The 25,586-nt window shown below is 68.1% G+C and carries 26 protein-coding genes; 9 read left to right on the forward strand and 17 right to left on the reverse strand.

The annotated features are described in order from the left end of the window. Window positions 1-65 precede the first annotated feature (65 nt). The 3 genes from HMPREF3113_RS04560 (at window position 66) to HMPREF3113_RS04570 (ending at window position 2,264) form a co-directional block, all read left to right on the forward strand. A complete protein-coding gene (locus tag HMPREF3113_RS04560) occupies window positions 66-1,241 on the forward strand; it encodes a thiolase family protein (protein ID WP_019183429.1) in 1,176 nt (391 codons plus the stop codon). Window positions 1,242-1,365: 124 nt separating this feature from the next. Next, the gene (locus tag HMPREF3113_RS04565; protein WP_019183430.1) at window positions 1,366-1,707 is read left to right on the forward strand and encodes a hypothetical protein; all 342 of its coding nucleotides are present in this window, start codon (window positions 1,366-1,368) and stop codon (window positions 1,705-1,707) included. 152 nt (window positions 1,708-1,859) lie between these two features. Continuing rightward, window positions 1,860-2,264, forward strand: a complete 405-nt coding sequence (locus HMPREF3113_RS04570) for a hypothetical protein (RefSeq protein WP_070425654.1) — start codon at window positions 1,860-1,862, stop codon at window positions 2,262-2,264. A gap of 74 nt (window positions 2,265-2,338) precedes the next feature. Here the strand turns inward: HMPREF3113_RS04570 and HMPREF3113_RS04575 are convergent, their stop codons facing one another. Beyond that, window positions 2,339-3,970: an isovaleryl-CoA dehydrogenase gene (locus HMPREF3113_RS04575; protein ID WP_070471034.1), complete on the reverse strand. Its 1,632-nt coding sequence runs from the start codon at window positions 3,968-3,970 to the stop codon at window positions 2,339-2,341. 109 nt (window positions 3,971-4,079) lie between these two features. Between HMPREF3113_RS04575 and HMPREF3113_RS04580 the strand changes: the two genes are divergently transcribed. The 4 genes from HMPREF3113_RS04580 to pdeM are packed head-to-tail and all read left to right on the forward strand — an operon-like array spanning window position 4,080 to window position 9,784. Continuing rightward, on the forward strand, window positions 4,080-5,087 hold the full coding sequence (locus tag HMPREF3113_RS04580) for a ligase-associated DNA damage response exonuclease (RefSeq protein WP_046273294.1): 1,008 nt from the start codon (window positions 4,080-4,082) through the stop codon (window positions 5,085-5,087). Then, window positions 5,084-6,688 carry an ATP-dependent DNA ligase gene (locus HMPREF3113_RS04585; protein WP_070471037.1) on the forward strand — a complete coding sequence of 535 codons (1,605 nt, stop codon included), beginning with the start codon at window positions 5,084-5,086 and terminating at the stop codon, window positions 6,686-6,688. The genes HMPREF3113_RS04580 and HMPREF3113_RS04585 overlap by 4 nt, the downstream gene beginning before the upstream one ends. Window positions 6,689-6,702: 14 nt before the next feature. Then, window positions 6,703-9,150: a ligase-associated DNA damage response DEXH box helicase gene (locus HMPREF3113_RS04590; protein WP_070471039.1), complete on the forward strand. Its 2,448-nt coding sequence runs from the start codon at window positions 6,703-6,705 to the stop codon at window positions 9,148-9,150. Next, a complete protein-coding gene (gene pdeM, locus HMPREF3113_RS04595; protein WP_070471042.1) occupies window positions 9,140-9,784 on the forward strand; it encodes a ligase-associated DNA damage response endonuclease PdeM in 645 nt (214 codons plus the stop codon). Before HMPREF3113_RS04590 ends, pdeM begins: the two co-directional genes overlap by 11 nt. A gap of 44 nt (window positions 9,785-9,828) precedes the next feature. Here pdeM and HMPREF3113_RS04600 read toward each other — a convergent pair whose 3' ends face one another. From HMPREF3113_RS04600 to HMPREF3113_RS04635, 8 genes are all read right to left on the reverse strand, one after another. Continuing rightward, window positions 9,829-10,098, reverse strand: a complete 270-nt coding sequence (locus tag HMPREF3113_RS04600) for a hypothetical protein (protein WP_019183437.1) — start codon at window positions 10,096-10,098, stop codon at window positions 9,829-9,831. Window positions 10,099-10,354: 256 nt separating this feature from the next. Beyond that, window positions 10,355-11,611, reverse strand: a complete 1,257-nt coding sequence (locus tag HMPREF3113_RS04605) for an FAD-dependent oxidoreductase (protein ID WP_070471044.1) — start codon at window positions 11,609-11,611, stop codon at window positions 10,355-10,357. Window positions 11,612-11,674: 63 nt separating this feature from the next. Beyond that, entirely contained in the window at window positions 11,675-11,881 is a 207-nt protein-coding gene (locus HMPREF3113_RS04610) for a transcription antiterminator/RNA stability regulator CspE (protein WP_019183439.1), read from the reverse strand. 88 nt (window positions 11,882-11,969) lie between these two features. Beyond that, complete coding sequence (locus tag HMPREF3113_RS04615) at window positions 11,970-12,716, reverse strand: S-methyl-5'-thioinosine phosphorylase (RefSeq protein WP_070425660.1); 747 nt, start codon at window positions 12,714-12,716, stop codon at window positions 11,970-11,972. Further along, window positions 12,716-13,270: a hypoxanthine-guanine phosphoribosyltransferase gene (locus HMPREF3113_RS04620; protein ID WP_019183441.1), complete on the reverse strand. Its 555-nt coding sequence runs from the start codon at window positions 13,268-13,270 to the stop codon at window positions 12,716-12,718. The genes HMPREF3113_RS04615 and HMPREF3113_RS04620 overlap by 1 nt, the downstream gene beginning before the upstream one ends. Then, window positions 13,270-14,277 carry a beta-N-acetylhexosaminidase gene (gene nagZ, locus HMPREF3113_RS04625; protein WP_070471045.1) on the reverse strand — a complete coding sequence of 336 codons (1,008 nt, stop codon included), beginning with the start codon at window positions 14,275-14,277 and terminating at the stop codon, window positions 13,270-13,272. The genes HMPREF3113_RS04620 and nagZ overlap by 1 nt, the downstream gene beginning before the upstream one ends. A gap of 67 nt (window positions 14,278-14,344) precedes the next feature. After that, a complete protein-coding gene (locus HMPREF3113_RS04630) occupies window positions 14,345-15,037 on the reverse strand; it encodes a DsbA family oxidoreductase (RefSeq protein ID WP_070471047.1) in 693 nt (230 codons plus the stop codon). Window positions 15,038-15,082: 45 nt separating this feature from the next. Then, a complete protein-coding gene (locus HMPREF3113_RS04635; protein WP_026069817.1) occupies window positions 15,083-15,586 on the reverse strand; it encodes a CYTH domain-containing protein in 504 nt (167 codons plus the stop codon). Between the two features lie 79 nt (window positions 15,587-15,665). On the opposite strand from HMPREF3113_RS04635, the gene HMPREF3113_RS04640 reads away from it, so the two are divergent. Then, window positions 15,666-16,277: a hypothetical protein gene (locus HMPREF3113_RS04640; RefSeq protein ID WP_070471049.1), complete on the forward strand. Its 612-nt coding sequence runs from the start codon at window positions 15,666-15,668 to the stop codon at window positions 16,275-16,277. Here HMPREF3113_RS04640 and rlmD read toward each other — a convergent pair whose 3' ends face one another. Beyond that, window positions 16,278-17,612 (reverse strand): 23S rRNA (uracil(1939)-C(5))-methyltransferase RlmD, encoded by a 1,335-nt coding sequence (gene rlmD, locus HMPREF3113_RS04645; RefSeq protein WP_070425663.1) that lies wholly within the window; start codon window positions 17,610-17,612, stop codon window positions 16,278-16,280. It abuts the gene before it with no gap. A 137-nt stretch (window positions 17,613-17,749) separates the two neighbouring features. On the opposite strand from rlmD, the gene HMPREF3113_RS04650 reads away from it, so the two are divergent. Then, window positions 17,750-18,484, forward strand: a complete 735-nt coding sequence (locus HMPREF3113_RS04650) for an Hpt domain-containing response regulator (RefSeq protein WP_070471051.1) — start codon at window positions 17,750-17,752, stop codon at window positions 18,482-18,484. Window positions 18,485-18,553: 69 nt separating this feature from the next. On the opposite strand, the gene recO is transcribed toward HMPREF3113_RS04650, so the two are convergent. The 7 genes from recO to HMPREF3113_RS04685 form a co-directional block, all read right to left on the reverse strand. Next, window positions 18,554-19,279, reverse strand: coding sequence for a DNA repair protein RecO (recO, locus tag HMPREF3113_RS04655; RefSeq protein WP_070471053.1), 726 nt, complete (start codon window positions 19,277-19,279; stop codon window positions 18,554-18,556). A gap of 31 nt (window positions 19,280-19,310) precedes the next feature. Then, on the reverse strand, window positions 19,311-20,207 hold the full coding sequence (gene era / locus HMPREF3113_RS04660; protein WP_019183449.1) for a GTPase Era: 897 nt from the start codon (window positions 20,205-20,207) through the stop codon (window positions 19,311-19,313). Further along, entirely contained in the window at window positions 20,204-20,884 is a 681-nt protein-coding gene (gene rnc / locus HMPREF3113_RS04665; protein ID WP_070471054.1) for a ribonuclease III, read from the reverse strand. The genes era and rnc overlap by 4 nt, the downstream gene beginning before the upstream one ends. Then, the gene (locus tag HMPREF3113_RS04670) at window positions 20,874-21,257 is read right to left on the reverse strand and encodes a DUF4845 domain-containing protein (protein ID WP_046273302.1); all 384 of its coding nucleotides are present in this window, start codon (window positions 21,255-21,257) and stop codon (window positions 20,874-20,876) included. The genes rnc and HMPREF3113_RS04670 overlap by 11 nt, the downstream gene beginning before the upstream one ends. 32 nt (window positions 21,258-21,289) lie before the next feature. Next, window positions 21,290-22,084, reverse strand: coding sequence for a signal peptidase I (gene lepB / locus HMPREF3113_RS04675; protein ID WP_019183452.1), 795 nt, complete (start codon window positions 22,082-22,084; stop codon window positions 21,290-21,292). Between the two features lie 100 nt (window positions 22,085-22,184). Beyond that, a complete protein-coding gene (gene lepA, locus HMPREF3113_RS04680; RefSeq protein WP_019183453.1) occupies window positions 22,185-23,975 on the reverse strand; it encodes a translation elongation factor 4 in 1,791 nt (596 codons plus the stop codon). 167 nt (window positions 23,976-24,142) lie between these two features. Continuing rightward, the coding region (locus HMPREF3113_RS04685; RefSeq protein ID WP_070471056.1) for a DegQ family serine endoprotease at window positions 24,143-25,586 on the reverse strand (1,444 nt) is incomplete at its 5' end.

The following is a 25,586-nucleotide window of genomic DNA, read 5'->3' on the forward strand; positions in this document are numbered from 1 at the left end:
ATGCGTCGGCTTCCAACGCCCGCGTTCCCATTCCGCTCTTAGCTCACGCACCAAAGAGATTGCACATGTCCAACATCGTCATCGCCGCCGCCAAGCGCACCGCCATCGGCTCCTTCCTGGGCCAGTTCAACGGCGTGCCCTCCCCGACCCTGGGCTCCACCGTGATCGCTGCGGCCCTGGAGCAGTCCGGAGTACCGGCCGCGGATGTTTCCGAAGTGATCATGGGCTGCGTGCTGCCGGCCAACCTCGGCCAGGCGCCGGCCCGCCAGGCCGCGATCGCCGCCGGGATTCCGGTGTCCACCGGCGCCACCACCCTGAACAAGGTGTGCGGTTCGGGCATGAAGGCCATCATGCTGGGGCATGACCTGATCAAGGCCGGCTCGGCCAGCATCGTGGTCGCCGGCGGCATGGAATCGATGTCCAACGCCCCGCACATGATCCCCAACTCGCGCACCGGCAACCGCTTCGGCAACTTCCAGGCCGTGGATCACATGGCCCACGACGGCCTGGTCAATGCGTACGACGGCAAGGCCATGGGCGAGTTCGCCGAATGCACCGTGGAGAAGTACCAGGTCAGCCGCGAGGACCAGGATGCCTTCGCGATCGAATCGGTCCGCCGCGCGCAGGCCGCGCAGGCCAACGGCGCCTTCGATGGCGAAATCGTCGCGGTCAAGGTCAGCACCCGCAAGGGCGAGGTCGAGTACGCGCAGGACGAGCAGCCCGGCCGCTCGGACATCGCCAAGATTCCGACCCTGCGCCCGGCCTTCAAGAAAGACGGCACGGTGACCGCCGCCAGCTCCTCGAGCATCTCCGACGGCGCCGCTGCCGTGGTGCTGCTCTCCGAGGACGATGCCGCCGCCCGCGGCCTGCAGCCGCTGGCGCGCATCGTCGGCCACGCCACCCACTCGCAGGCGCCGGAGTGGTTCACCACCGCGCCGATCGGTGCGATCCAGAAGCTGATGGACAAGACCGGCTGGACGCTGGACCAGGTGGACCTGTTCGAGATCAACGAAGCCTTCGCCGTGGTTGCGATGGCGCCGATCCGCGAGCTGGGCATCCCGCACGACAAGGTCAATGTCAATGGCGGGGCCTGCGCATTGGGCCATCCCATCGGTGCCTCGGGCGCACGCTTGGTGGTCACGCTGGTGAACGCATTGCGCACGCGTGGGGCCAAGCGCGGAATTGCTACCCTGTGCATCGGCGGCGGCGAAGCGACCGCCATCGCTATCGAATTGATTTGATTTGGTTTAACGCGCATTTCTCAAAACTGAATGCGCGATCGCTTGACAGCCAATCGTGGCTTGTCATCATGTTGCCGGGCGCGCAATAGCGCGTTGCCTAATCTAACGACGAGGATTCACAACAATGAGCATCAACAAGCTGCTGATCGCAATGGCCCTGGGCCTGGCTCTGACCGCCTGCTCGAAGCAGGAGCAGGCTGCTGACGCCGCCGCTTCGGCCAACGAAGCCGCCGCTGACGCCCAGGCCGCTGCTGACCAGGCCGCTGCTGCTGGCGCCCCGGCTGCTGACGCTGCCCAGGCTGCTGCTGACACCGCCACCACCGCTGCTGACGCTTCGGCTGATGCCGCTGCCCAGGCTGCTGGCGCTGCCACCGACGCTGCTGCTGAGCAGGCCAAGGACGCTGCCAAGACTGCGGAAAACACCGCTGAGCAGGCCAAGGACGCTGCTGAAGAAGCCAAGAAGTAATCACTTCTTTCTTCAAGCAAGTCTGAAGAAGCCGCTGGTTCGCCAGCGGCTTTTTCTTTGGGCGCGTTTTGGTGGCCGTGCCGCCACCCACCGGTTCTTCACAGGCGCATGAATAGGCTGGCCTCCCATCCATCGCCGTTCTGGAGCGCCACATGAAGATCCGTCCGCTGACCACCTCCCTGCTGGCCGCTTCCCTGCTGCTCGGCCTGGCCGCCTGCAAGGGCCCGGAAGCCGAACAGGCGCGCCGTGATGCCGCCCAGGCCGCCGACAGCACCAACGCTGCCGCCCGCGAAGCAGTCGACAAGGCCGCTGCGGCGACCCGCAGTGCTGCCGACGATGCCGCCGCCGCCTCCGAGCGCGCTGCCGCCGATACCCAGCAGGCACTCGACCGTGCTGCCGCCGCCACCTCCGAAGCCGCCGGCGAAGCCAAGGTCGCGGCCAAGGATGCCGCGGCCCACGCGAGCGATTCCACCGCCGATGCCGCGCAGAAGGTCGCCGACAAGGCGCGCGACGTGGCCGATGATGCCAAGAAGAACGCCAACGAAGCCAAGCGCTGAGTCGGCGTTACGCACCGCCACAGCGTGGTGACCAACGCCCCCTCTCCGGAGGGGGCGTTTTCATTGGCGGCCGCTTACGGCAGAGCGCGGCCCAGCACGGCCGCGAAGTCCACGTCGGCCGGCAGCGTGCCGAAGGCCATCCCATGCTCGGCCCCCAGCCGTGAGCGGATGAAGGCGGACGCGTTCGGGCTCTGCGCACGCAGCAGCACCGCGGCCTGCAACAACAGCGCCAGGCGCTCGGTGACCCGGCGTGCCTGCGCCTGCTCCGGCGGTGTCGCCAACTGCGCCCGCAGTGCCCGCAACGCGGCGTCATAGAGGGCATCTGTCCCGGCCACCGCGTCCAGCTCAACCTGCAGCGCCTGCAGTACCTGCGGCTCGCGCGACAGCGCACGCAGCACGTCCAGGCACTGGATGTTGCCGCTGCCTTCCCAGATCGAATTCAATGGCGCCTGCCGGTACAACCGCGGCAGCATCGACTCCTCCACATAGCCCGCGCCGCCCAGGCATTCCTGCGCTTCGTTGACGAACACGGCAGCCCGCTTGCACACCCAGTACTTGCCCACCGCCGTGGCGATGCGCGCGAAGGCCGCCTGCTGCGGATCGCCTCCGGCCTGGTCGACCGCACGCGCCACGCGCATGGCGAACACGGTGGCCGCTTCGGATTCGATCGCCAGGTCGGCCAGCACATTGGCCATCAGCGGATGCTCGCTCAACCGCGCGCCGAAACTGCTGCGGTGCCGGGTGTGGTGCAGTGCCTGCGCCAGTGCCATGCGCATCTCCGCCGCGGCACCAAGCATGCAGTCCAGCCGCGTCATCATCACCATGCCGATGATGGTGGCCACCCCACGCCCTTCCTCGCCCACGCGCTGCGCCCAGGCCCCGCACAGTTCCACCTCGCTGGAGGCGTTGGACCAGTCGCCAAGCTTGTCCTTCAGGCGCATCAGACGGAACGCGTTGCGGTTGCCGTCGGCCAGGCGCCGCGGCATCAGGAAACAGCTCAGCCCACCCGGCGCCTGCGCGAGCACCAGGAAGCCATCGGACATCGGCGCGGAGAAGAACCACTTGTGGCCGATCAGCGCATGGCTGCCATCGGCCTGCGGCTCGGCGCGCGTGGTGTTGCTGCGCACATCAGAACCGCCCTGCTTCTCGGTCATGCCCATGCCCAGGGTGATCCCGGCCTTGTCGGCAATCGGCACGTCACGCGGGTCGTAGTGCGGGGCCGCCGCCTTGTCCGCCCATTCGGCGAGCGCCGGCGCTTGGCGCAGCACCGCGACCGCCGCATGGGTCATCGTCAACGGACAGCTGGTGCCCGCCTCGGCCTGGTGATGCAGGTAGCTCAAGGCAGCGCGCGCGACATGCGCGCCGGGGCGGCCGTCATGCCAGGACAGCCCCGCCACGCCATGCGTCTTGGCCGTGCTCATCAACTCGTGGTACGCCGGATGGAACTCGACGGTATCGATGCGATGGCCCTGCGCGTCGTGCGTGCGCAGACGCGGGCGGTCGCGGTTGGCATCGAAGCCGAGCCGGTACAGCGCATCGCCGGCGAGGCCGCCGTAGCGCGCCAGCGGGCTCACGAAAACGCCACCTCCCTCGCGCTGGACGGCATCGGCCAGTGCACTGTCGTCGGCCCAGAGATTCCGGCCTCCGAAGGGCGGCGGCTGGTTGCTCACCTCGTGCGTCTCGAACGCGGGCCAGGCAGACGTCATCACGGCGACCTCCTTGCAGACAGATGCACCGATTCTGCCGCATCCCCGTGCAGGCCGCCGTTCATGCGGATTCTCACCTCCTGCACGAGCGCGGCGGCACAGTGCAGGCATGAACGCCGATGCCGACAACGACGACCTGGTGGTGCTGCGCCCGGAGGGGCTGTACTGCCCGGCCGGTGACTTCCATATCGACCCATGGCGGCCGGTGCCGCGCGCGGTGATCACGCATGGCCACGGCGACCATGCGCGCAACGGCATGGGTCACTATCACTGCACCACGCAGACCCTGCCGATCCTGCGTTGGCGGCTGGGCGATGTGGACTGCACCGCGCACGCCTATGGTGAACGCTTCACCCTTGGCGACACCGAGGTCTCCCTGCACTCGGCCGGGCATGTGCTCGGCTCGGCGCAGGTGCGGATCGCGCATGCGGGCAGGGTGTGGGTGGCCTCGGGCGACTACAAGCGTCAGCACGATCCGAGCTGCGCGCCGTTCGAGGTGGTGCCGTGCGATACCTTCATCACCGAAGCAACCTTCGGCCTGCCGGTGTATCGCTGGCCGGACACCGCACAGGTCGCCGCGGACATCGTGGCCTGGCGGCGGGAGTGCGAAGCGCGTGGCGAGGCAGCCGTGCTGCTGTGCTACGCACTGGGCAAGGCTCAGCGGATCCTCGCCGAACTGCTGCCGTTGGAAACCCAACCGGCATTGCTGCATGGGGCGATCGCCACCGGCGTGGCGGTCTATCGCGAGGCGGGAATCCCGATGCTGGCCACCGAACCGGTCAGCGAGCAGGAACGCGGGGCGGCGTTCGCCGGCAAGCTGATCCTGGCGCCGCCCTCGGCGGCGGGCAGCGCGTGGATGCGCCGTTTCAAGCGCGCGCAGCTGGGCTTTGCCTCCGGATGGATGCGCGTGCGCGGCAACCGCCGCCGGCGCAATTACGATCGCGGTTTCGTCGTCTCCGATCACGCCGATTGGCCTGACCTGCTGCGCACCATCGCCGAGACCGGTGCGCGCCGCGTCATCGCCACCCACGGCAACACCGACGCGCTGATCCGCTTCCTGCGCGAGCGTGGCGTCGCCGCCGAGGCCTTCGCCACCGGCTACGGGGACGAAGAATGAAACGCTTTGCCGCGCTCTACAGCGAGCTGGACCGCAGCACCGCGACCGGCGACAAACGCGCCGCGCTGGTGCGCTACTTCCAGCAGGCCCCCGCGCACGACGCCGCATGGGCCCTGTTCCTGCTGGCCGGCGGCAAGGTCACCAGCGCGCGCCAGAAGATCGCCGGCAACGCCGAGCTGCGTGCGTGGGTGGCCGAGTTGTCCGATACGCCCGCCTGGCTGGTCGACGACAGCTATGACCAGGTTGGCGATCTGGCCGAGACGCTGACCCTGCTCATGAATGATCCGGCGCAGGCCGGCGCGGATATCGGGCTGGCCGACTGGATCGAGCAGAAGCTGCTGCCGGTGGCCAATCAGCCCGAGCCGGTGCGTCATGCCGCCGTCACCGGGGCGTGGCAACAGCTCGCCTTCGATGAGCGGCTGGTGTTCAACAAGCTGCTGACCGGCGCGCTGCGGGTGGGCGTGTCACAGCGGCTGGTGCAGCAGGCGCTGGCCGAATGGTCGGGCATCGACATCGCACGCATTGCCCAGCGCATGCTCGGCAGCTGGGTGCCCGCGCCGGGCCTGCTGGCCGCCTTGTTGTCCCCCGAAGAGCGCCCCGAGGATCGCCAGCAACCCTACCCGTTCTTCCTGGCATCGCCGTTGGAGGCGGAGGTCGACACGCTGGGCCCGATCGACGACTGGCTGCTGGAATGGAAGTGGGATGGCATCCGCCTGCAGGTGCTGCGCCGCCAGGGTGAGGTCGCGCTGTGGTCGCGTGGCGAGGAGCGGCTGGACGGTCGCTTCCCCGAGATCGAGGCGGCAGCGATGGCGTTGCCCGATGGCTGCGTGATCGATGGCGAGCTGCTGGCCTGGGCGGACGGCGACGATCTGCCGCTGCCCTTCACCGCCCTGCAGACCCGCATCCAGCGACTCAAGCCCGGCCCGAAGACACTGCGCGATACGCCGGTGCGCGTGCTTGCCTACGATCTGCTCGAGCTGGGCGGTGAAGACCTGCGCGCCCTGCCCCTCTCGCAACGGCGGGCGCGCCTGGCCGAGGTACTGGCCACGCTGGACGACCCGCGCCTGCGGCTGTCACCGGCGCTCAGCGTGGCGGACTGGCACACGGCGGCACTGCAGCGCGACCTGGCCCGCGAGCGTGGCGTGGAAGGGCTGATGCTCAAGCGCGCCGAGTCGGTTTACCAGGCCGGACGCCGGCGCGGCGACTGGTGGAAGTGGAAGATCGCGCCGCTGACCATCGATGCGGTGATGATCTATGCCCAGTCCGGCCATGGCCGCCGCAGTACGCTGTACACCGATTACACCTTCGGCGTGTGGGATGGCCAGACGCTGGTGCCGGTGGCCAAGGCGTACTCGGGCCTGGATGACAAGGAAATCCTCGCGCTGGACCGCTGGATCCGCGCGAACACGATCGAGCGCTTCGGGCCGGTCCGCAGCGTTCGTGGCGAGCAGGTGTTCGAGCTCGGCTTCGAGGCGGTGAACCGCAGCAAGCGCCACAAGTCCGGCATCGCCGTGCGCTTTCCGCGGATCCTGCGCTGGCGGCATGACAAACCGGCCAGCGAAGCGGACACGCTGGCCCAGCTGCAGGCACTGGCGCGGTGACGCGACGGGAGGCCATGGCCCGCCTGACAGCGTGGTTCGCCAGCCGGGGCTGGGCGCCGCTGCCGTTCCAGAAAGCGATGTGGAAGCATTACCTGGCGGGCGACTCGGGCCTGCTGCACACACCCACCGGTAGCGGCAAGACGCTGGCGATGTTCGGCGGGCCGCTGCTGCAGGCGCTGCACGATCCGCCACCACGCACCACGCGTGGCCGTGCCAAGACACCAGTGCCGGTCCTGCAGGTGCTGTGGATCACCCCGCTGCGGGCGTTGGCCGCCGATACCGCGCGCGCGCTGCGCGAGCCTTTGGATGCCCTCGGGCTGGACTGGCAGGTCGGCCTGCGCACCGGCGATGCCAGCGCGCGCGACAAGCGACTGGCGCGCGAGGGTCGGCTGGATGTGCTGGTGACCACGCCCGAATCACTGGCCCTGCTGCTCAGCTACCCCGACACGATGGCCCGCCTGCAGCACCTGCGCTGCGTGGTCGTGGATGAGTGGCATGAACTGCTGGGCAACAAGCGCGGCGTACTGCTGCAGTTGAATCTGCGCCGCCTGCGCGACGCCCTGCCCGCCCTGCAGGTATGGGGGCTGTCGGCCACGCTGGGCAATCTGGAGGAGGCGCGCGAGGTGCTGTTGCCCGACGTGCCCGACGCGCCGCTGGTGGCCGGCGCACGCCCCCGTCCGGTCAGCGTGGAAACACTGCTGCCCGCGCAGGGCGAGCGTTTTCCCTGGGCCGGCCACCTGGGCTTGTCGCAGCTGCAGCGCGTGCTGGAGAAGCTGCTCACGGTGCGCACCAGCCTGTTGTTCACCAACACCCGCGCCCATGCCGAACTCTGGCACCAGGCGCTGGCGGCAGTGTGGCCGGAAGACCCGCATACCCTCGCACTGCATCATGGCTCACTGGACCCGGCGTTGCGCCGCGCCGCCGAGCAGGGCCTGCGCGAAGGCCGCCTGCGCTGCGTGGTCGCCACCTCCAGCCTGGATCTCGGCGTCGATTTCCCCAGTGTCGACCAGGTGCTGCAGATCGGCAGCCCCAAGGGCATCGCGCGGCTGCTGCAGCGTGCCGGGCGCGCCAGGCATCGCCCCGGCGAATCCGGGCACATCGTGTGCGTGCCCTCGCACGCGCTGGAGCTGGTGGAGTATGCCGCCGCGCGTCGCGCGCTGGCCCAGGGGCACATCGAAGCCCGCCGGCCGCTGCGATTGTCGCTGGATGTGTTGGCGCAGCACGCGGTGAGCTGCGCGTTGGGCGGCGGCTTCGATCCGGACGCGCTGCTGGAGCAGGTGCGGCGCACGCACGCGTTCGCCGGGCTGGACAGCACGCACTGGGAGGGCGTGCTCGAGTTCATCGTGCAGGGCGGCCGCGCGCTGTCGCAGTACCCGGACTTCCACAAGGTGGTGCGCGATGACGATGGCATCTACCGCGTGCACGACCGTCGCGTCGCGCTGCGGCACCGGCTGTCGATCGGCACCATCACCAGCGATGGCAGTGTCATGGTGCAGTTCCTGCGCGGCGGCCGGCTGGGTGCGGTGGAGGAGCAGTTCCTCAGCCGGCTGCGCCCCGGTGATCGCTTCCAGTTCGCCGGTCGCCTGCTGGAACTGGTGCGGCTGGAGAACCTGACCGCGTATGTGCGCCTGGCCCGGGGCGGCGATGGCGTGGTGCCGCGCTGGCAGGGCGGCCGGCTGCCACTGTCCGACGCGCTGGGCCATGAAATGGAAACGGTGCTGGCCCGCCCTGCCGACAGCCCGGAGATGCGCTGGCTGGCGCCGCTGCTCGCGCTGCAGACGCGCCTGTCCGTCCTCCCAGGTCCGGAGCTGCTGCTGGTGGAACACGTGCGGCGTCGCGATGGCCAGTTCGTGTTCGTGTATCCCTTCGCCGGTCGCCAGGTGAATGAAGGGCTGGCCGCGCTGATGGCATTGCGCTGGACGCGACAGCACAGCAATACCTTCGGCTACGCGGCCAACGACTATGGCTTCGTGCTCGCACCGGCGCGCCCGGTCGAACTCGATGCAGCGCGCGTACGCACCCTGCTGGCGCCGGAGGGACTGCTCACCGATCTGCGCGAGAGCCTCAACCTGGGCGAACTGGCGCGGCGCCAGTTCCGCGATATCGCGCGGGTGTCAGGCATGCTCGTACCGGCACTGCCCGGCCGCACGCCGCGCAGCCTGCGCCAGCTGCAGGCCTCCAGCGGGCTGCTGTACGACGTGCTGCGCCAGCACGATCCGGATCACATCCTGCTGACGTTGGCCGAACACGAAGTGCTGCACGATCAACTCGATCTGGGAAGCCTGGCCCGCGCTCTGTCGAGCTGCCAGGCCCGAACGCTGAGCGTGCAGCATCCGACCAGCCTGGGACCGTTGTCTTTCCCGCTCTGGGCGGAACGGTTGCGCGGCCAGCTCAGCAACGAAGACTGGAAGACCCGCGTCCTGCGCGCCGCACAGCAACTGGAGAAGCGCCATGGCGCCTGAACTGCCGATCACCCTCGCCGGCGAAAGCGTCCATCTGCTCGGTGCGCGTGCGCTGTACTGGCCGGCGCGCGATGCACTGTTGATCGCCGATCTTCACCTGGGCAAAGCCGATCTGTTCCGGCGTTCGGGCATCGGCCTGCCCAGTGGCGGCACCTCCGATGACCTGCAGCGTCTGGGCACCGTGGTGCAGCAGCGCGCCATCCGCCATCTGTGGATACTCGGCGACGTGCTGCATGGCGCTGCGCACCGCGCTGCGTGGTACCGCCAGTGGCAGGGATGGCGCGAGCAGCATCCACAGCTGTGGATCGGTGCAATGGAAGGCAATCATGACCGTGTGCTGCCCAAGGCCGACCTGGGCATCGAACTGCTGGGCGAGCGTATCCAGGAAGGACCGTTCCTGCTGCGTCATGCACCGCAGCCGCAGCCAGGGCTGCATGTGCTGTGTGGTCACCTGCATCCGCTGGCCCGCTTGCCGGGCATGCAGCGGCGTTGGCCAGCGTTCTGGATGCGCGAGGGAATGACGATACTGCCGGCGTTCTCGGGCTTCACTGCCGGCATCGCACCGGTACTGGCCTCGGGCGAAAGGCTGGTGGCCTGCGTCGAGGACCAGGCCATCGCGTTGCCGGCGCGCTGATCCGGACAGCGCGCGACGTCGGTGACGCAGTTACCTTGCCTGCATCAGGCAGCGGAGGCCAGCAGGCTGGGCATCAACCGGATATCCGGTGCATTCGGATTGGGCCGCACCGGTTGCCGCTGGATCGCGGTCAACATCTCATGGGCAGCGCTGCGGATGCGCGGGTGGTGTTCCGGCGCAGCGTGCGTGATGAGGCTGGTGACATGGAACTCAAACACGTCTTCCATCACGTCCGGCTGATCCTCATGCAGCATCTGCAGCAGTCCGCGCAGTTTGCGGATTTCACTTTCCAGAGTTTCGGCCGAGAACAGCATTTCAATCTCCTTGGGTTGCGATCGGTCCACCGGACCGTAGGTCGCAAACGCAGCCCCACCCTACCACCCCGCAGTCGCGGGGCTCCAAGCGATCAGGCATCGGACAGCGCGTCCGTGGAAGCAGCAGGTCGCGCATGGATGAACCACATGCACGCTGCGTTTGCCTGAGTGTTGTCCCACGTGGGCGGTGAGTCCACCGTCAATGGATGTTATTCACGCCTTCACATCCGCTGCGATGCACTGCTACGCGGGGCTATCAGCAGATGCTGTCGCGCTCGCGCGTGTCCTGCAGCCCGTGCATCGCCTGCATGAACGCGGGCGACAACGGCAGTCTGCCGAGCCAGCCGCGCTGCGTTCCACTGAGGACGCGGAGCATGTGTCCACGCCCGCCCGGGATGCGGCCCATCGGCTGGAACAGCACATCGCGGGCGCGCGCCAGGCCATCCCGTTCGGACTGGAACAACGGCGTCAGCCAGCGGCTCCAGTACTGGTAGATCGCTACATGCGCGCGGCGCTGTGCCTGGTAGGCCTGCAGCGCATTGTCGCGATCAGCGTGCGCGCGCAGTGCATCGCGCAACGCCAGTGCGTCCATCAGCGCCATGTTCACGCCCTGCCCCAGCTGGGGGCTCATCGCGTGGGCGGCGTCCCCCACCAGCACCAGCCGCTCGCGGTGCCAGCGCGCGAGCACCGCGTCGCGATACCCGGCGCGAGCCAACTGTGTGGGTTCACACACGCCCGCCAACCGCGCGTGCGCCTGCGGCCACAATGTGGCGATCTCATCCAGCCAGCGCGCCATGCCGTCACGCTCCCACTGGGCGAACCGGTCGCGTGGCAGGCTCCAGAAGAAGCTCAACTGCGGCTCATCGTTGCCGGGTCGCGTGCCCACCGGCAGCAGCCCGATCATCTTGCGCGCCGCCACATAGCGTTGGCGCAGCTCATCGATGTGCGGCCAATCGCCGCGCGGCAGCAGGCACCACAGCGCGCCCCACGGGTATTCGCGGTCAAGCGATGTGCCCTGCACCTGCGCACGCAGCGACGAGGCCGCGCCATCGGCGGCGATCACCAGATCATAGGGGCCATGCCAGCGCCCCTGTGCGTCACGCACGCGCCCCTGCGCGGTGTTCACCTCGACGATGGACGTAGCGGGCTGCAGATTGCCCGGCTGCTCCCACGCAGCGGCCAGCAGCGAGAACAGCGCACCGCGCTGCATGCCCACGCCGTGCAGCGCTGGATTCAAGTCGGCATAGCGCATGTCCATCACCGTGCGCCCGCACGGGGTTTGGCCGTGCAAGCGGCGCACGGGGGCACCGTGCTGCATCACCGCGGGCAGCAGCCCCATCTGCCAGAGCACCTCCAGCCCGGTCGGCTGGAGCAGGAAGCCGGCCCCGACCGGACCGGGCCGCGCCGCGCGCTCGAACACGTGCACCTGGTGATGGTCACGTGAAAGCAGGATCGACAGGGCCTGGCCAGCGGTGCCGTAACCGACGATGGCGATGGTGCGACGAGGGGTCATGGGGGACTCACTGATGAAAAAAAACCCCGCCGAAGCGGGGTTTTCAATGCGCAGCCGAGAAAATCACTCAGCCGGCACGATGTTCGAGGCTTGGGCGCCCTTCGGGCCCTGGGTCACGTCATAGGTGACCTTCTGGCCTTCCTGCAGACTGCGGAAGCCCTTGGAGTTGATCGCGGAGAAGTGCGCGAAGACGTCGGCGCTGCCGTCCTCCGGCGAGATAAAGCCAAATCCCTTGGCGTCGTTGAACCACTTGACGGTACCGTTCGGCATGGTAATGCGAGACCTTCTTCTATGAATGGGTGGTGTACGCTCAACCAGCGCACTGGCGGAGTATGCAAACCTTGTACGGTAATGACAATCACCCCCGTGCCAATTCACCGATCAATTCGGGCAGGCCGGAGGAGGCGGCGTCCACATTGGCCAGCACTTCGGCCATCGTGATTTCATCGCCATCGCCACAGCCGGCGGCCCAGTTGGCCACGATCGCCAGGCAGGCGTAGTCCAGGCCGAGCTCGCGGGCCAGGCTGGCTTCGGGCATGCCGGTCATGCCGACCAGATCGCAGCCATCGCGGCGCATGCGCGCGATTTCCGCATTGGTTTCCAGCCGCGGGCCCTGGGTCGCGCCGTAGCAGCCACCGTCCTGCAGGCGCACGCCGGTCACTTTCGCCGCGGCCAGCACCTTGCTGCGCAGCATCGGCGTGTACGGGTGGCCGAAGTCCACGTGCAGCACGTCGGTGCCCGGCTCTTCGCACAGGGTGGAGATGCGGCCCCAGGTGTAATCGATCAGCTGGTCCGGGCAGGCCAGCACGCGCGGGCCGAACAGTTCGGTGATGCCGCCGACCGTGTTGAGCGCGAGCACACGCTGCGCGCCAATCTGCTGCAGCGCGGCCAGGTTGGCGCGGTAATTGATCTTGTGCGGCGGCAGCGAGTGGCCTTCACCATGGCGGGCCAGGAAGGCCACGCGCTGACCCAGCAGCGTGCCGACGCGGATCGGGCCGGACGGCGTGCCGTAGCGCGTCTGGACCTGGTGGCTGCTCACATCGTCGAGCTGGGCCAGCTTGTAGACGCCGGTGCCGCCGATGACGGCAAGGGAAATGTGTTCCATCATTCCTTCATCGCGTAGATGGCCGGCACGCAGCGCAGCGTTTCGTTGACGTCCATGCCGAAACCGAACACATAGCGGTCCGGCAGGTCGATGCCGGCGTAGTCGGCCTTGACGTCCGGCAGCGCGCGGTCGTGCAGCTTGACCGTCAGCGCGGCGATGCGCACGTCGGTGGCGCCCTGCTCCAGGCACCAGGTGCGCACGCCCTGCAGCGTGTAGCCCTCGTCGAGGATGTCATCGACCAGCAGCACGCGGCGGCCGAACAGCGCGGTGGCCGGCTTGTGCTTCCAGACCAGGTCGCCGCCGGTGGTTTCACCGCGGTAGCGGGTGGCGTGCAGGTAATCGAACTGCACGTCCTGGCCGCGTGCGCCCAGTTCCAGTGCGAGCTGGCCGGCGAACGGCAGCGCGCCGTGCATGATCGACAGGAACAGCGGGACCTCGCCCTTGTAGTCGCGCGCGATGGCGTCGGCGATGCCAGCGATGGCCTTGTCGATGGTGGGACGGTCGACCAGCAGGTCGGCCTGGGCCAGGGCCTGGGAAATGGTGAGGTTGGGCATCAGACGGTTCTTCCAAGGGTGTCAAGCAAACGGGATTGGGTGGTGCCGTGGCGGGAATCGGCCAGCAGGCCGTCCCAGCCCAGCGCGCCGCGGCCGATCAGGCCGAGCAGCGCAGCGGTGTTGAGGGTGCGAGCTTCGACGGCGCGCAGCGATTCTTCCACCAGTTCGGGGTGGCAGACCAGCACCACGTCGCAACCGGCGTCCAGGTGTGCATCCACGCGCGCCTTCACGCCACCGGCGGCGAATGAAGCGGCCATGCCGATGTCGTCGGAGAAGACCACGCCGCGGAAGCCCATCTGTTCGCGCAGGATCTGCTGGATCCAGCGTGGCGAGTAGCCGGCCGGCTCCGGCGCGACCTGCGGGTAGACCACGTGGGCCATCATCACCGCATCGGCGCCGGCGGCGATGCCGGCCGCGAACGGGATCAGGTCCAGCGCGCGCAGTTCATCGAGCGAGCGCGGGTCGCTGGCGTCGTGGAAATGGGTGTCTTCCAGCACGGTGCCGTGCCCGGGGAAATGCTTGAGCGTGGCGGCCATGCCAACGCTGTGCATGCCGCGCACATAGGCGGCAGTGAACGCTGCGACCACCTGCGGGTCCGCGCTGAAGGCGCGATTGCCGATCGCCAGGTTGCCACGGCCCAGATCGACGACGGGGGCGAAGCTGAGGTCCACGCCACTGGCGCGCACTTCACTGGCCATCAGCCAGGCGTGCTGCTCGGCCAGGGCCAGCGCGGTCTCGCGATCGGAGGCATACAGCGCATCGAAGCCCTGCAGCGGCGGCAGCGCGCTGTACCCCTCGCGGAAGCGTTGCACGCGGCCGCCTTCCTGGTCCACGCAGATCAGCTGCGGGCGCGGCGCGGCGGCGCGGATGGCCGCCGAGAGCTCGGCGATCTGCTCGCGCGAGGCGAAGTTGCGCTTGAACAGGATGACGCCGGCCACGGCGTCGTGCTGCAGCCACTCGCGTTCCTGGGCGGTGAGTTCGGTCCCGGCAACGCCGATCACGAGCATGGGGTGTCTCCAATACGGGGCGCCACCATGGCGCACTGCCGCATTGTCGCAGAACCCGCGCGCAGCGTCAGACCTCGCAACCGTCCGGGCCGCAGCCATCGCCGTGCCCCGCAGGGCCTGCAGGCGTGCGTTCGGCCGCGATCTGGCGCAGGGCCTGGGCGAACGCCTCCGGTGGCTGGGCCCCCTGGATGGCGTATTTATCGTCGATCACGAAGGTGGGCACGGACTGAATGCCGAAGCGCTGCGCCTGCGCCAGCTGCGCCTGGATCTCCTCCAGCCCCTCCTCTCCTTCCAGCAGCGCGGTGATGCGCTCGGCCTGGAGCCGGCCGGCGGCGCCGGCGGCGATCAGGGTCTGGGGGTCGGCCAGGTTGCGGCCCTCCACGAAATGCGCGCGGAACAGTGCCTCGCCGACCTCGGCCTGGACGCCTTCACGCCCGGCCAGCCACATCAGCCGGTGCGCCGGCAGCGTGGTCACCCGGACCTGGCCCTGGTTGAAATCCATCGGCAGGCCCTCGGCGCACGCCGCGGCCTGGGTCTGGGTCAGGATCTGTTCGGTGCGCTCGGCACTGCCGAACTTGGCCGCGTACGCCTGGCGCAGCGGTACCGGGGCCGTGCCGGCGTCGGGATCGAGCATGAACGGGTGCCAATGCACCTCCACCTCGGGCGCGTCAGCGCCGAGCAACGCCAGTCCCTGCTGGAACCGGTGCTTGCCGATCCAGCACCAGGGGCACACCACATCCGACCAGATATCGATTTTCATCTGGCCAGATTGTGGGCGGAAAGGCCGCTTCACAAGGGCCGCGGATCAGCCGCGTTCAGCGCTGGACCAGCGTGAAAAGGGGTGCGCTGCCAAGGCCAGGTTGTAATAGCGCACCTGGTCGGTGACTTCCTCGCCTGCCCACTCGGGCAGCGTGACCGTCTGCTCGGCGTGCTCGAGCTCCACTTCGGCCACCACCAGCCCGGCGTTCTCGCCGAGGAATTCGTCCACCTCCCAGAGCAGCCCGTCGTGCTCGACCAGGTGCCGGCGCTTGTCGATCAGCCCGCCGACGCACAGCGCCAGCAACGCGCGCGCATCCTCCACCGGGATCGGATAATCGAACTCCTGCCGGGTGTGCCCGATCTCGCGCGACTTCATGTTGAGGAAGGCCTGCGCGCCCTGGATGCGCACGCGCACCGATGCCTTCTGCGCGCCGCTCTCCAGCGAGGCGGCGTCGTTGAGATAGCCCTGTGCCATCGGGATCACCGCGTGCGCAGCGGTGCGCCAGCCCTCACCGGTGACGAGGTATTTGCGTTCGATTTCAATGCCCATGCGCACAGTATGCGGCGATCGCGGCACCGCGGCCACGGCGTGCTTCTATACTGCCCGGCTGCCTTGCAAGGACGCCCCGATGAAACCGCTCTTCCCCGCCCTGCTGCTGACCGTGCTGCCGTTGGGCGCGCTCGCCGCCTCGCCGCCCACGCCTGCACAGATCGAGGCGGCGGTGATGGCCATGGTCGAGGCGGAAAAGACGCCGGCCACCTCTACCCAGGATCTGCTGCTGCAGTCGATGTTCACCCCTCGCCGGTTCGAACATGGCCCGTGCTGGACAAGCACCACGCTCGCCGGTGCATACGACTGCCTGGTCGGCATGGAGATCGGCCTCAAGAACCGCTACCGCATGCTGCGCTTCGTTCCGCAGGGCATGGGCTGGGCGATGCAGCGCGCCGATGTCGACGCGCCGGTGCCCCCGCGCGAACGTGTCCGCGAGCTGCTCAATGCGCAGCTTGATCGCCGTGCTGCGTCCATCGACGATGCCGCCACCCGCGAGGAACTGCGCGCGTTCCAGCAACGCCTGCAGATCTTCGCGATCGACGACTGCGAACTGCGCAGCACCGAGGCGCCGGAGATCCGCTGCACTGTCACCGCCGGGGATGCGACCGAGCGCGGCACCGAACCGCAGACCTATGTGTTCGACGCACACGGCCAGTGGCAGAACGCCGCGCCCGGGGACGGGCGCTGATCAGCGCTTTTCGAACACCGCGATGCTTTCCACGTGCGCGGTGTGCGGGAACATGTCCATCGCGCCGGCCGAGACCAGGGTGAAGCCCTGCTCGTTGACCAGGTAGCCGGCATCGCGCGCCAGCGAGCCCGGATGGCAGCTTACGTAGACGATGCGCTTGAACTGCTTCAGCGGCAGCTGCTGCAGCACTTCGATGGCGCCCGAGCGCGGCGGATCCAGCAGCAGCTTGTCAAAGCCCTGGCGCATCCACGAGGCCTGGCGCTGGTCCTGGGTCAGATCGGCGGCATGGAACTCGGCATTCTCCAGCCCGTTGCGCACCGCGTTCTCACGCGCACGCGCCACCAGGCCGGCATCACCCTCCACGCCGACCACGTTGCGCACGGTGCGCGCCAGCGGCAGGGTGAAATTGCCCAGCCCGCAGAACAGATCGAGCACGCGCTCGTCCGGACCGGCATCGAGCAGGGCCAGCGCGTGCGCGATCATCTGCACGTTGAGCTTGGCATTGACCTGGATGAAATCCAGCGGGCGGAACGCCAGCTCGACATCCCACGGCGCCAGCTTGAACGACAACGGCACCTCGGCCGGCCACAGCGGCTGCACCGACTCCACGCCACCGGGCTGCAGCGAGATCGCAAAACCGTGTGCCTGGCCGAAGGCGATCCACGCGGCACGGTCGGCATCGCTGAGCGGCTGCATATGGCGGATGGTCAGCATGATCGCGTCATCGCCGGCGATGAATTCGATCTGGGGAATGTCGCGTTTGCCGTCCAGGGTCTCGATGAACTCGGAGAGCACGCCGACCTTCATCCCGATTTCCGGAATGACGGTCAGGCACTGGCTCAGGTCCGCGACGAAACGCGGGTCCAGCTCGCGGAAGCCGACCAGGGTCTTGTCCTTCTTCTCGACGCGGCGCACCGAGAAGCGGCCTTTGCGGCGGTAGCCCCAGCTGTCGCCCACCAGCGGCGGCAGCACCGTGCCCGGGGTGACGTGGCCGATCCGGGTCAGGTTGTCGATCAGCACCCGCTGCTTGGCCACGATCTGCTGCGACTCTTCCAGGTGCTGCAGCACGCAGCCGGCACAGACGCCGAAATGCGGGCAGCGCGGGGTCACCCGCTGCGGCGAGGCCTGTACGACCTCGATGGTCCGGGCTTCATCGAAATGACGATTGCGCGCGGTCGGCTCGGCGGTCACCACCTCACCGGGCAGCGCGCCGGTGATGAAGGTGACCTTGCCACCCTCGCCGTCGCGGCGGGCAACGCCACGGCCGTCATGGCTGAGGTCGAGGATGTCGGTCTGGAAGGGAGTACGGTCGAGGCGGGAGCGGGTTCGGGCCACGTGGCAACAGGCTGCGGGCAAAAAGGGTGCGTATTGTCGCAGATACCAACTGCCAACTGACTTGCCGCCCGCTGAAACCGCTTGCAGGCGGGGACTTCGCGTTTAATATGGGCGCAGCTGACATGGAGGCAGCCCCAATGCAGATGACCCCGAGGGATCCCATGCCCCGATTCCTGCTCGTCGAGGACGACACCATCAGCCGCGGCTTCTTCAAGGCCGCGCTGGAAACCCTGCCGGCGCAGGTGGATACCGCCGATTCCCTGGCCACGGCCATGGACCGCGCCCGTGGCAACCAACATGATCTGTGGCTGATCGACGTCAACCTGCCCGACGGTAACGGCACCCAACTGCTGCAGGAGCTGCGCCGCTCGCGGCCGGACACGCCGGCACTGGCACATACCGCCGATGGCGACACCTCGATCCATTCGCGGCTGCGCGATGCCGGCTTCAGTGAAACCCTGGTCAAGCCGCTGAGCCGTGAGCACCTGCTCAAGGCCGTCCGCCGCGCGTTGGTGCATACCGCTGGCAGCCTGTCCGCCCCGGTGCTTGCCGACGCCGAGGACGCGGAGGGCGAGCGCCAGGACTGGGACGAAACCACGGCCCTGGCCGCGCTGAACGGGCAGCGCCACCACCTCATCGCGTTGCGCGAGCTGTTCCTGGCCGAGTTGCCCGGGGTTCGCGACGCGGTGGCCCAGGCCCTGCGCGAGGACGATGTGCGGGCCCTGCGCGGCCAGCTGCATCGGCTGCAGGCCAGCTGCGGATTTGTCGGCGCCGCGCGCCTGGCCCGGGCGGTCCGCCAGCTGCACCAGGCCCCGGACTCCACCGGGGCGCAGAGCCGCTTTCGCGTGGCGGTCGACGCCCTGCTGCAGTGAGCACGGGCGGCAGCGCGTGCAGCGTTGCCGCGTGAGTCCCCCCGCAACGCCGCCGCGGGCCGCCGGCGCTCAGGTGCCCCGTCGCGCCAGGTCCTCCAGCATTTCCCAGGATTTCAGCCCTCGCCCGCCCAGGTGGTGCATCAGCACCGCGCGCATCGGCCGGCGCAGGCTGCCCAGATCCTCGGGCCCGGGCAGCTCATCGGCGGCCAGCGCCAGCAACGCACTGCCGGTCGCGGTGCCACGGCGCTGATCCACACCGCGGTCGCTGAGCAGCCGGCGCGGCCCCTCCTGCGGGTCCAGCTCATACCGTGCGGCCGGGTCGACCGGCTCCTCATCGCTGCCGTGCAGCAGATCGAAGCCGAAGCCCAGGGCCTCCAGCAGGTCGCGCTCGAAACGGCGCAGGGTCCAGGCCAGCGGCTCGCCATCGCGCAGCCGTGCGCGGACCTGCGCGTAATGGTCGTAAAGCTCGGGCAGCGGGTCCTGGCGGGGCGCCAGCCGCATCAGCAGTTCGTTGATGTAGAACCCGGCCAGCATCGCCTGGCCGGTCAGGCGTGGCGCAGCGTCCAGGGCCTCGGCCCCGCGCAGCTGGGCCAGCTCGCCCCGCTGCACGGCGGTCAGGCGGATCCACTGCAATGGCTGCAGGGCCGCGCGCAGCGCCTGGCTGCGCGGGCTGGATACGCCTCGGGCAAGCACCCCGATCCGGCCGTACTGCTCGGTCAGCACCTCCACGAGCAGACTGGTTTCCCGCCACGGGCGGGCGTGGAGCACGAACGCCGGCTCATCCTCGATGCGCATGGTTCAACCGCCCGGGGTTGGAGGGGCCGGCTTATTCGTAGCCGAACGCCTTGAGCGCGGCTTCATCGTCGGACCAGCCTTCGCGCACCCGGACCCAGGTTTCCAGGAAGACCTTGGCGCCGAACAGACGTTCCATCTGCAGGCGGGATTTGGCGCCGATCTCCTTCAGGCGGGTGCCGGCCTTGCCGATCACGATCGCCTTCTGGCCTTCGCGCTCGACCCAGATCACCGCACCGATGCGCAGCAGGTTGCCATCTTCGACGAAGCGCTCGATCTCGACCGTGGTCGCATACGGCAGTTCTTCGCCGAGCTGGCGCATCAGCTGCTCGCGCACCAGCTCACCGGCGAGGAAGCGCTGGCTGCGGTCGGTGATCTCGTCCTCGCCGAACATCGGCGGGGCTTCCGGCAACAGCTTCATCAGGTCGCGGACCAGCGATTCCAGGCCATTGCGCTTCTGCGCCGAGATCGGGTGCACCGCGGCGAACGTGCGGCCCTCGGTGACCTGCTGCAGGAACGGCAGCAGGGCGCCCTTGTCCTTGAGCCGGTCGATCTTGTTGACCACCAGCACCACCGGGATCCCCGAGTCGCTGAGCACGTTGAAGGCCAGCGTGTCTTCCTCGTCCCAGCGGCCGGCTTCGATCACCAGCATGCCGGCGTCCACGCCCTCGAGCGAGCCGCGCGCGGCGCGGTTCATCACCCGGTTCATGGCGCGCTTCTGCGCACGGTGCAGGCCGGGGGTGTCGACCAGCACGATCTGCCCTTCCGGGTAGCTGGCAATGCCGAGCAGCCGGTGCCGCGTGGTCTGCGGCCGGTTGGAGACGATGCTGACCTTGGCGCCCACCAGGGCGTTGGTCAGGGTGGATTTGCCGACGTTGGGGCGACCGATGACGGCCACGCTGCCGGAACGATGGGGGGTTGCTTCGTTCACTTGGAATCCAGTTGCTCGAGGGCGGCGGCAGCCGCCTGTTGTTCGGCCAGCCGTCGCGAGGCACCTTCGCCTTCGGTGCTGACAGCGGGGTCGGTTACGCCGCAGCGTACCCGGAAGGTCTTGGCGTGATCGTCACCCGATTCTGACACCAGCTCGTACAGGGGCAATGCCTTCTGCCGCGCCTGCAGCCATTCCTGCAGTCGGGTCTTGGGGTCTTTCTCCGGCTTGCCGGTGGCCGGCAGGGCCTGCATCGAGGCGGTGAACCAGGGCAGCACCACGGTCCGGCAGGCGGCGAAGCCGGCATCGAGGTAGATCGCGGCGACGACCGCTTCCAGCGCATCGGCCAGGATGGAGTCGCGGCGATGGCCGCCGGTCTTCATCTCGCCCGGGCCCAGGATCAGGCGCTCGCCCAGGTGCAGCTCGCGCGCGATCACCGCCAGCGCGCCCTCGCGCACCAGTTCGGCACGGGCGCGGGTCAGCGCGCCCTCGTCGGCCTTGGGCCAGCGTTCGTAGAGCGCCTGGGCCACCATCATGTTGACGATGCTGTCGCCGAGGAATTCCAGCCGCTCATTGTTGGGCGTGCCGGCACTGCGATGCGTCAGCGCCTGCTGGAGCAGGCCCGGATCGTTGAAGGGGTGACCGATCAGGTCACCGCGTTGGAAGGTCTTAGTCGGCACCGCGGAGAGTCAGATCCTGGTTGGTGTCAAATTTGCCCACCACGTCGAGATTGCCGATCAGCTCACGGCGCACTTCGTAGTTGACCTTCAAGTTCCAGCCGCCGTCGATGCGGTCGAACTTGATATCGGAGGGCTTGAGATTCTCGGAATAGCTCATGTGGATGCGCTTGAAGAACAGCTCCTGGACCCTGGCCGGCTCCATGTTGGCCACCCCCGGCTCTTTGGCCAGGCTCTTCAGCGCCGTGCGCACGGCGTAATACTCCTGGTACATCGGGAACAGCTTCATCCCGATGTACAGGAAGAAGGCGACCACGATCAGGACCACCAGGAACGAGGTCAAGGTGATGCCGCGCTGCGATGTCATGTTCTTCATTGCGTTCTCCCCAGATACGCGTGTGCCATCAATCAATGGATACCCGTGCCGATCCGCGACGGCTCGAAACCGTCCTTGCAGAACCAGCCCGAGCAGTTCAGCCAGATCAGGAAGGCCTTGCCGCGCAGGTTTTCCTCCGGCAGCAGGCCCCAGAAGCGGCCGTCGTCGCTGTTGTCGCGATTGTCGCCCATCACCAGGTACTTGCCGGCCGGAACGGTCCACTGGCCTTCGCCGCGGGCGTAGTCGGTCTCCAGCACGGTATGGGTGCGGCCCGGCAGGTGCTCGACCAGCAGCGAGCTGCCCTCGCCCTGGCCGTTATGGCCGGCGTACAGGCCTTTGTTGTCGTATTTGACCGGCTCACCGTTGAGGATCAGGCCATTGCCCTGGAACTCGATCTGGTCGCCCGGCACGCCGATCACGCGCTTGATGAAGTTCTCACCCTTGGCCGGATCGTTGTCCGAGTGGCCCGGGAAGTGAAACACCACCACGTCGCCCCGCTTGGGCTCGCCGAACGGGATCACCTTGGCGTTGTTCAACGGCAGGCGCAGGCCGTAGGAGAACTTGTTGACCAGGATGAAATCGCCGATCAGCAGGTTGGGCATCATCGAGCTGGACGGGATCTTGTACGGCTCGGCGATGAAGCTGCGCACCACCAGTACGATCGCCAGCACCGGGAAGAACGCCCGGGCGTAATCGACCACCACCGGCTCGGTGTCCAGCAGGCCGGCGCGCTGGGCGCGGCGCTTGGCGAAGTACAGCTTTTCAGCCAGCAGGATCAGGCCCGAGGCCAACGTCAGTACGACCAGGAGGAACTCAAACAATTTCATGCAGTGTCCTTGGGAACGATTGCAGCGGTGTGGTGTGCCCCTGCGCGTCCGGCGACACCGATCCGGTGCCGCCCGCCGCTGCCGGGAAAGCCATCCGGCCTTACTTGTCCATCTGCAGCACGGCCAGGAAGGCTTCCTGCGGGATTTCCACGCGGCCGACCTGCTTCATGCGCTTCTTGCCTTCCTTCTGTTTCTCGAGCAGCTTCTTCTTGCGCGAAACGTCGCCACCATAGCACTTGGCCAGCACGTTCTTGCGCATCGCCTTGACCGTGGTGCGCGAGATGATCTGCGAGCCGACGGCGGCCTGGATGGCCACGTCGAACATCTGCCGCGGGATCAGTTCCTTCATCTTCTCGCACAGCTCGCGGCCGCGGCGATCGGCATGGCTGCGGTGCACGATCAGCGACAGCGCATCGACCTTGTCGCCGTTGATCAGCACGTCCACGCGGACGAACGGACCGGCATCGAAGCGCACGAAGTGGTAGTCCAGCGAGGCATAGCCACGGCTGACCGACTTGAGCTTGTCGAAGAAGTCCAGCACCACCTCGGCCATCGGCAGTTCGTAGCTGATCTGCACCTGGCTGCCCAGGTAGTTGATGCCAAGCTGGCTGCCGCGCTTTTCTTCGCACAGCTTGATGATGTTGCCGATGTACTCCTCGGGGGTGAGCACGTTGGCGCGGATGATCGGCTCGCGGATCTCATCGACCTGGTTCACCGGCGGCAGCTTGGCCGGGTTGTCCATGTTGATGATGGTGCCGTCGGTCTTGAGCACTTCATAGACCACGGTCGGTGCGGTACTGATCAGGTCCAGGTTGTATTCGCGTTCCAGGCGCTCCTGCACGATTTCCATGTGCAGCATGCCCAGGAAGCCGCAGCGGAAGCCGAAGCCCATCGCCTCGGAGCTTTCCGGCTCGAAGCGCAGCGCGGCATCGTTCAGGCGCAGCTTGTCCAGCGCTTCGCGCAGGTCCGGATAATCCTCGGCATCGACCGGGAACAGGCCGGCGAACACGCGCGGCTGCATTTCCTGGAAGCCCGGCAGCGGCTTGGCGGCCGGGTCGGCGGCCATGGTCAGGGTGTCGCCGACCGGCGCGCCGTGCACGTCCTTGATGCTGGCCGTGACCCAGCCCACTTCACCGGCGCGCAGGGCCGGCAGCACCTTGCGCTTGGGAGTGAACACGCCGACGTTGTCGACCTGGTGGTTGCGGCCGGTGGACATCACCTGCAGCTTGTCGCCCGCCTTGATCTGGCCCTGCATCACGCGCACCAGCGAGACCACGCCCAGGTAGTTGTCGAACCACGAGTCGATGATCAGCGCCTGCAGCTTGTCGGTATCACGCGGCACCGGCGGCGGAATGCGATGCACGATCGCCTCCAGCACGTCCTGCACGTTCAGGCCGGTCTTGGCACTGACCGGCACGGCATCGGTCGCGTCGATGCCGATCACGGCCTCGATCTCGGCCTTGGCGCGCTCGATATCGGCGGTGGGCAGGTCGATCTTGTTGATCACCGGCACCACTTCCAGCCCCTGCTCAACGGCCGTGTAGCAGTTGGCGACGGACTGCGCTTCCACGCCCTGGGCCGCATCGACCACCAGCAGCGCGCCTTCGCAGGCGGCCAGCGAGCGGCTGACTTCATAGGAGAAGTCGACATGCCCGGGGGTGTCGATGAAGTTCAGGTGGTAGGTCTGGCCGTCTTTGGCGACATACGGCAACGAGACCGACTGGGCCTTGATGGTGATGCCACGCTCGCGCTCGATCGGGTTCGAGTCGAGCACCTGCGCCTCCATCTCACGGGCCTGGAGGCCACCGCAAAGCTGGATGATGCGATCGGCCAGCGTGGACTTGCCGTGGTCGACGTGGGCGATGATGGAGAAGTTGCGGATGAACCGCATCGAATCAGAAGACATAGGTGGCGGCGGCGCGGCGCGTCGTCAGGATGACTGCGGATTATCGCATGGCCGGCCCGGTCCCGCGTGGGCCCGGCGGCGATTGTCGCCAACGGCCCCCTGGAAACGACCGGGCCCGCCGAAGCGGGCCCGGAAACACAGGCGGGGCGGGCTTACTGCCCGGCCTTGACCGCCACGAAGGCACTGTTGCCGTTGGCGCGGACCAGCAACATGACCACGTCACCCTTGCTGTAACCGCCCAGCGCCTTGTTCAGCGCGGCCACGGTGCCGACCGGGGTGCGGCCGACCTGCAGCACCACCAGCCCCGGCGACAGGCCTGCATCACGCGCCGACTGGCCGTTGACCCGGGTGATCCGCACGCCCTCGCCGGCCGCCAGGCCCAGCTGCTGGCGCTGCGCGGCGGTCAGATCGGCCACGTCCAGCCCCAGCAGGGCATTGGCGCCGGTCTCCGGCTTGGCCGCTTCCGCGGCCGGACGGGTGGCGCCGCGCTCGGCGTCTTCGGCCAGTTCGGTCAGGGTGGCGGTGATTTCCCGCTCCTTGCCGTCGCGCAGCACGCTCAGGCGGACCTTGCTCCCCGGCGGCAGCGCGCCGATGGCCGGCGGCAGATCACTGAAGGTATTGATCGGGCTGCCATTGACCGAGCGGATCACGTCACCCGGTTCGATACCGGCCTTGAGCGCCGCGCTGCCCGCGACCACTTCGTTGACCAGCGCGCCGCGGCTGTCCGGCAGGCCCAGCCCTTGCGCCTTGAGGCTGTCGATCGGCCCGACGGCCGCGCCCAGCTGGCCCCGGCTGACCCGGCCGGTCTTCTTGATCTGTTCGACCGCGCCCATGGCCAGGTCGATCGGGATCGCGAAGCTGATGCCCATGTAGCCACCGGACGCGGAGAAGATCTGCGAGTTGATACCGACCACTTCGCCGCGGGTATTGAGCAACGGGCCACCGGAGTTGCCCTGGTTGATGGCCACGTCGGTCTGGATGAAGGGCACATAGCGCTGGTCCGGACCGCCGGTGCTGCGCCCCACCGCGCTGACCACGCCGGCGGTCACTGAGTTGTCCAGCCCGAACGGCGAACCGATCGCGACCACCCACTGGCCCGGCTTGAGCGTATTGGAATCGCCCACGCGCACCGTCGGCAGGTTCTTGGCGTCGATCTTGAGCAGGGCGACGTCGTACTGCTGGTCGCTGCCCACCACCTTGGCGGTGAACTCGCGGCGATCGCCGAGCTTGACCTTCACTTCACTGGCATCGGCAACGACGTGGTGATTGGTCAGCACGTAGCCATCGGCGGAGATGATGAAGCCCGAGCCCATGCCGCGGCCGCGGATGCTCGGCGTGCCGTCATCGGGGCCGTCGGCGCCCTGCCCCGGCATCTGGAAGTCCGGACCGAAGAAGCGGCGGAAGAATTCGGGCATGTCCTGGTCCGCCGGACCGGCCATGCGCGCCTGGCGGTTGCTGCGCACGATGGTGGTCTCGACATTGACCACGCCCGGACCGACCTGTTCGACCAGGTTGGTGAAGTCAGGCAGACCGCTGACCAGCTGCGGCGCCGGCGCCCGCGGAGCGGCGGCCGCCGCCGGGGCGGCAGCGGTGGCC

This window comes from Stenotrophomonas sp. HMSC10F06, from assembly GCF_001807865.1.
Taxonomy (GTDB): Bacteria; Pseudomonadota; Gammaproteobacteria; order Xanthomonadales; family Xanthomonadaceae; genus Stenotrophomonas; species Stenotrophomonas bentonitica_A.

Coding starts and splice junctions, on each gene's coding strand:
- HMPREF3113_RS04560 (WP_019183429.1), top strand. CDS start 66: ATGTCCAACATCGTCATCGCCGCCGCCAAGCGCACCGCCATCGGCTCC.
- HMPREF3113_RS04565 (WP_019183430.1), top strand. CDS start 1,366: ATGAGCATCAACAAGCTGCTGATCGCAATGGCCCTGGGCCTGGCTCTG.
- HMPREF3113_RS04570 (WP_070425654.1), top strand. CDS start 1,860: ATGAAGATCCGTCCGCTGACCACCTCCCTGCTGGCCGCTTCCCTGCTG.
- HMPREF3113_RS04575 (WP_070471034.1), bottom strand. CDS start 3,970: ATGACGTCTGCCTGGCCCGCGTTCGAGACGCACGAGGTGAGCAACCAG.
- HMPREF3113_RS04580 (WP_046273294.1), top strand. CDS start 4,080: ATGAACGCCGATGCCGACAACGACGACCTGGTGGTGCTGCGCCCGGAG.
- HMPREF3113_RS04585 (WP_070471037.1), top strand. CDS start 5,084: ATGAAACGCTTTGCCGCGCTCTACAGCGAGCTGGACCGCAGCACCGCG.
- HMPREF3113_RS04590 (WP_070471039.1), top strand. CDS start 6,703: ATGGCCCGCCTGACAGCGTGGTTCGCCAGCCGGGGCTGGGCGCCGCTG.
- pdeM (WP_070471042.1), top strand. CDS start 9,140: ATGGCGCCTGAACTGCCGATCACCCTCGCCGGCGAAAGCGTCCATCTG.
- HMPREF3113_RS04600 (WP_019183437.1), bottom strand. CDS start 10,098: ATGCTGTTCTCGGCCGAAACTCTGGAAAGTGAAATCCGCAAACTGCGC.
- HMPREF3113_RS04605 (WP_070471044.1), bottom strand. CDS start 11,611: ATGACCCCTCGTCGCACCATCGCCATCGTCGGTTACGGCACCGCTGGC.
- HMPREF3113_RS04610 (WP_019183439.1), bottom strand. CDS start 11,881: ATGCCGAACGGTACCGTCAAGTGGTTCAACGACGCCAAGGGATTTGGC.
- HMPREF3113_RS04615 (WP_070425660.1), bottom strand. CDS start 12,716: ATGGAACACATTTCCCTTGCCGTCATCGGCGGCACCGGCGTCTACAAG.
- HMPREF3113_RS04620 (WP_019183441.1), bottom strand. CDS start 13,270: ATGCCCAACCTCACCATTTCCCAGGCCCTGGCCCAGGCCGACCTGCTG.
- nagZ (WP_070471045.1), bottom strand. CDS start 14,277: ATGCTCGTGATCGGCGTTGCCGGGACCGAACTCACCGCCCAGGAACGC.
- HMPREF3113_RS04630 (WP_070471047.1), bottom strand. CDS start 15,037: ATGAAAATCGATATCTGGTCGGATGTGGTGTGCCCCTGGTGCTGGATC.
- HMPREF3113_RS04635 (WP_026069817.1), bottom strand. CDS start 15,586: ATGGGCATTGAAATCGAACGCAAATACCTCGTCACCGGTGAGGGCTGG.
- HMPREF3113_RS04640 (WP_070471049.1), top strand. CDS start 15,666: ATGAAACCGCTCTTCCCCGCCCTGCTGCTGACCGTGCTGCCGTTGGGC.
- HMPREF3113_RS04650 (WP_070471051.1), top strand. CDS start 17,750: ATGCAGATGACCCCGAGGGATCCCATGCCCCGATTCCTGCTCGTCGAG.
- recO (WP_070471053.1), bottom strand. CDS start 19,279: ATGCGCATCGAGGATGAGCCGGCGTTCGTGCTCCACGCCCGCCCGTGG.
- HMPREF3113_RS04670 (WP_046273302.1), bottom strand. CDS start 21,257: ATGAAGAACATGACATCGCAGCGCGGCATCACCTTGACCTCGTTCCTG.
- lepB (WP_019183452.1), bottom strand. CDS start 22,084: ATGAAATTGTTTGAGTTCCTCCTGGTCGTACTGACGTTGGCCTCGGGC.
- lepA (WP_019183453.1), bottom strand. CDS start 23,975: ATGCGGTTCATCCGCAACTTCTCCATCATCGCCCACGTCGACCACGGC.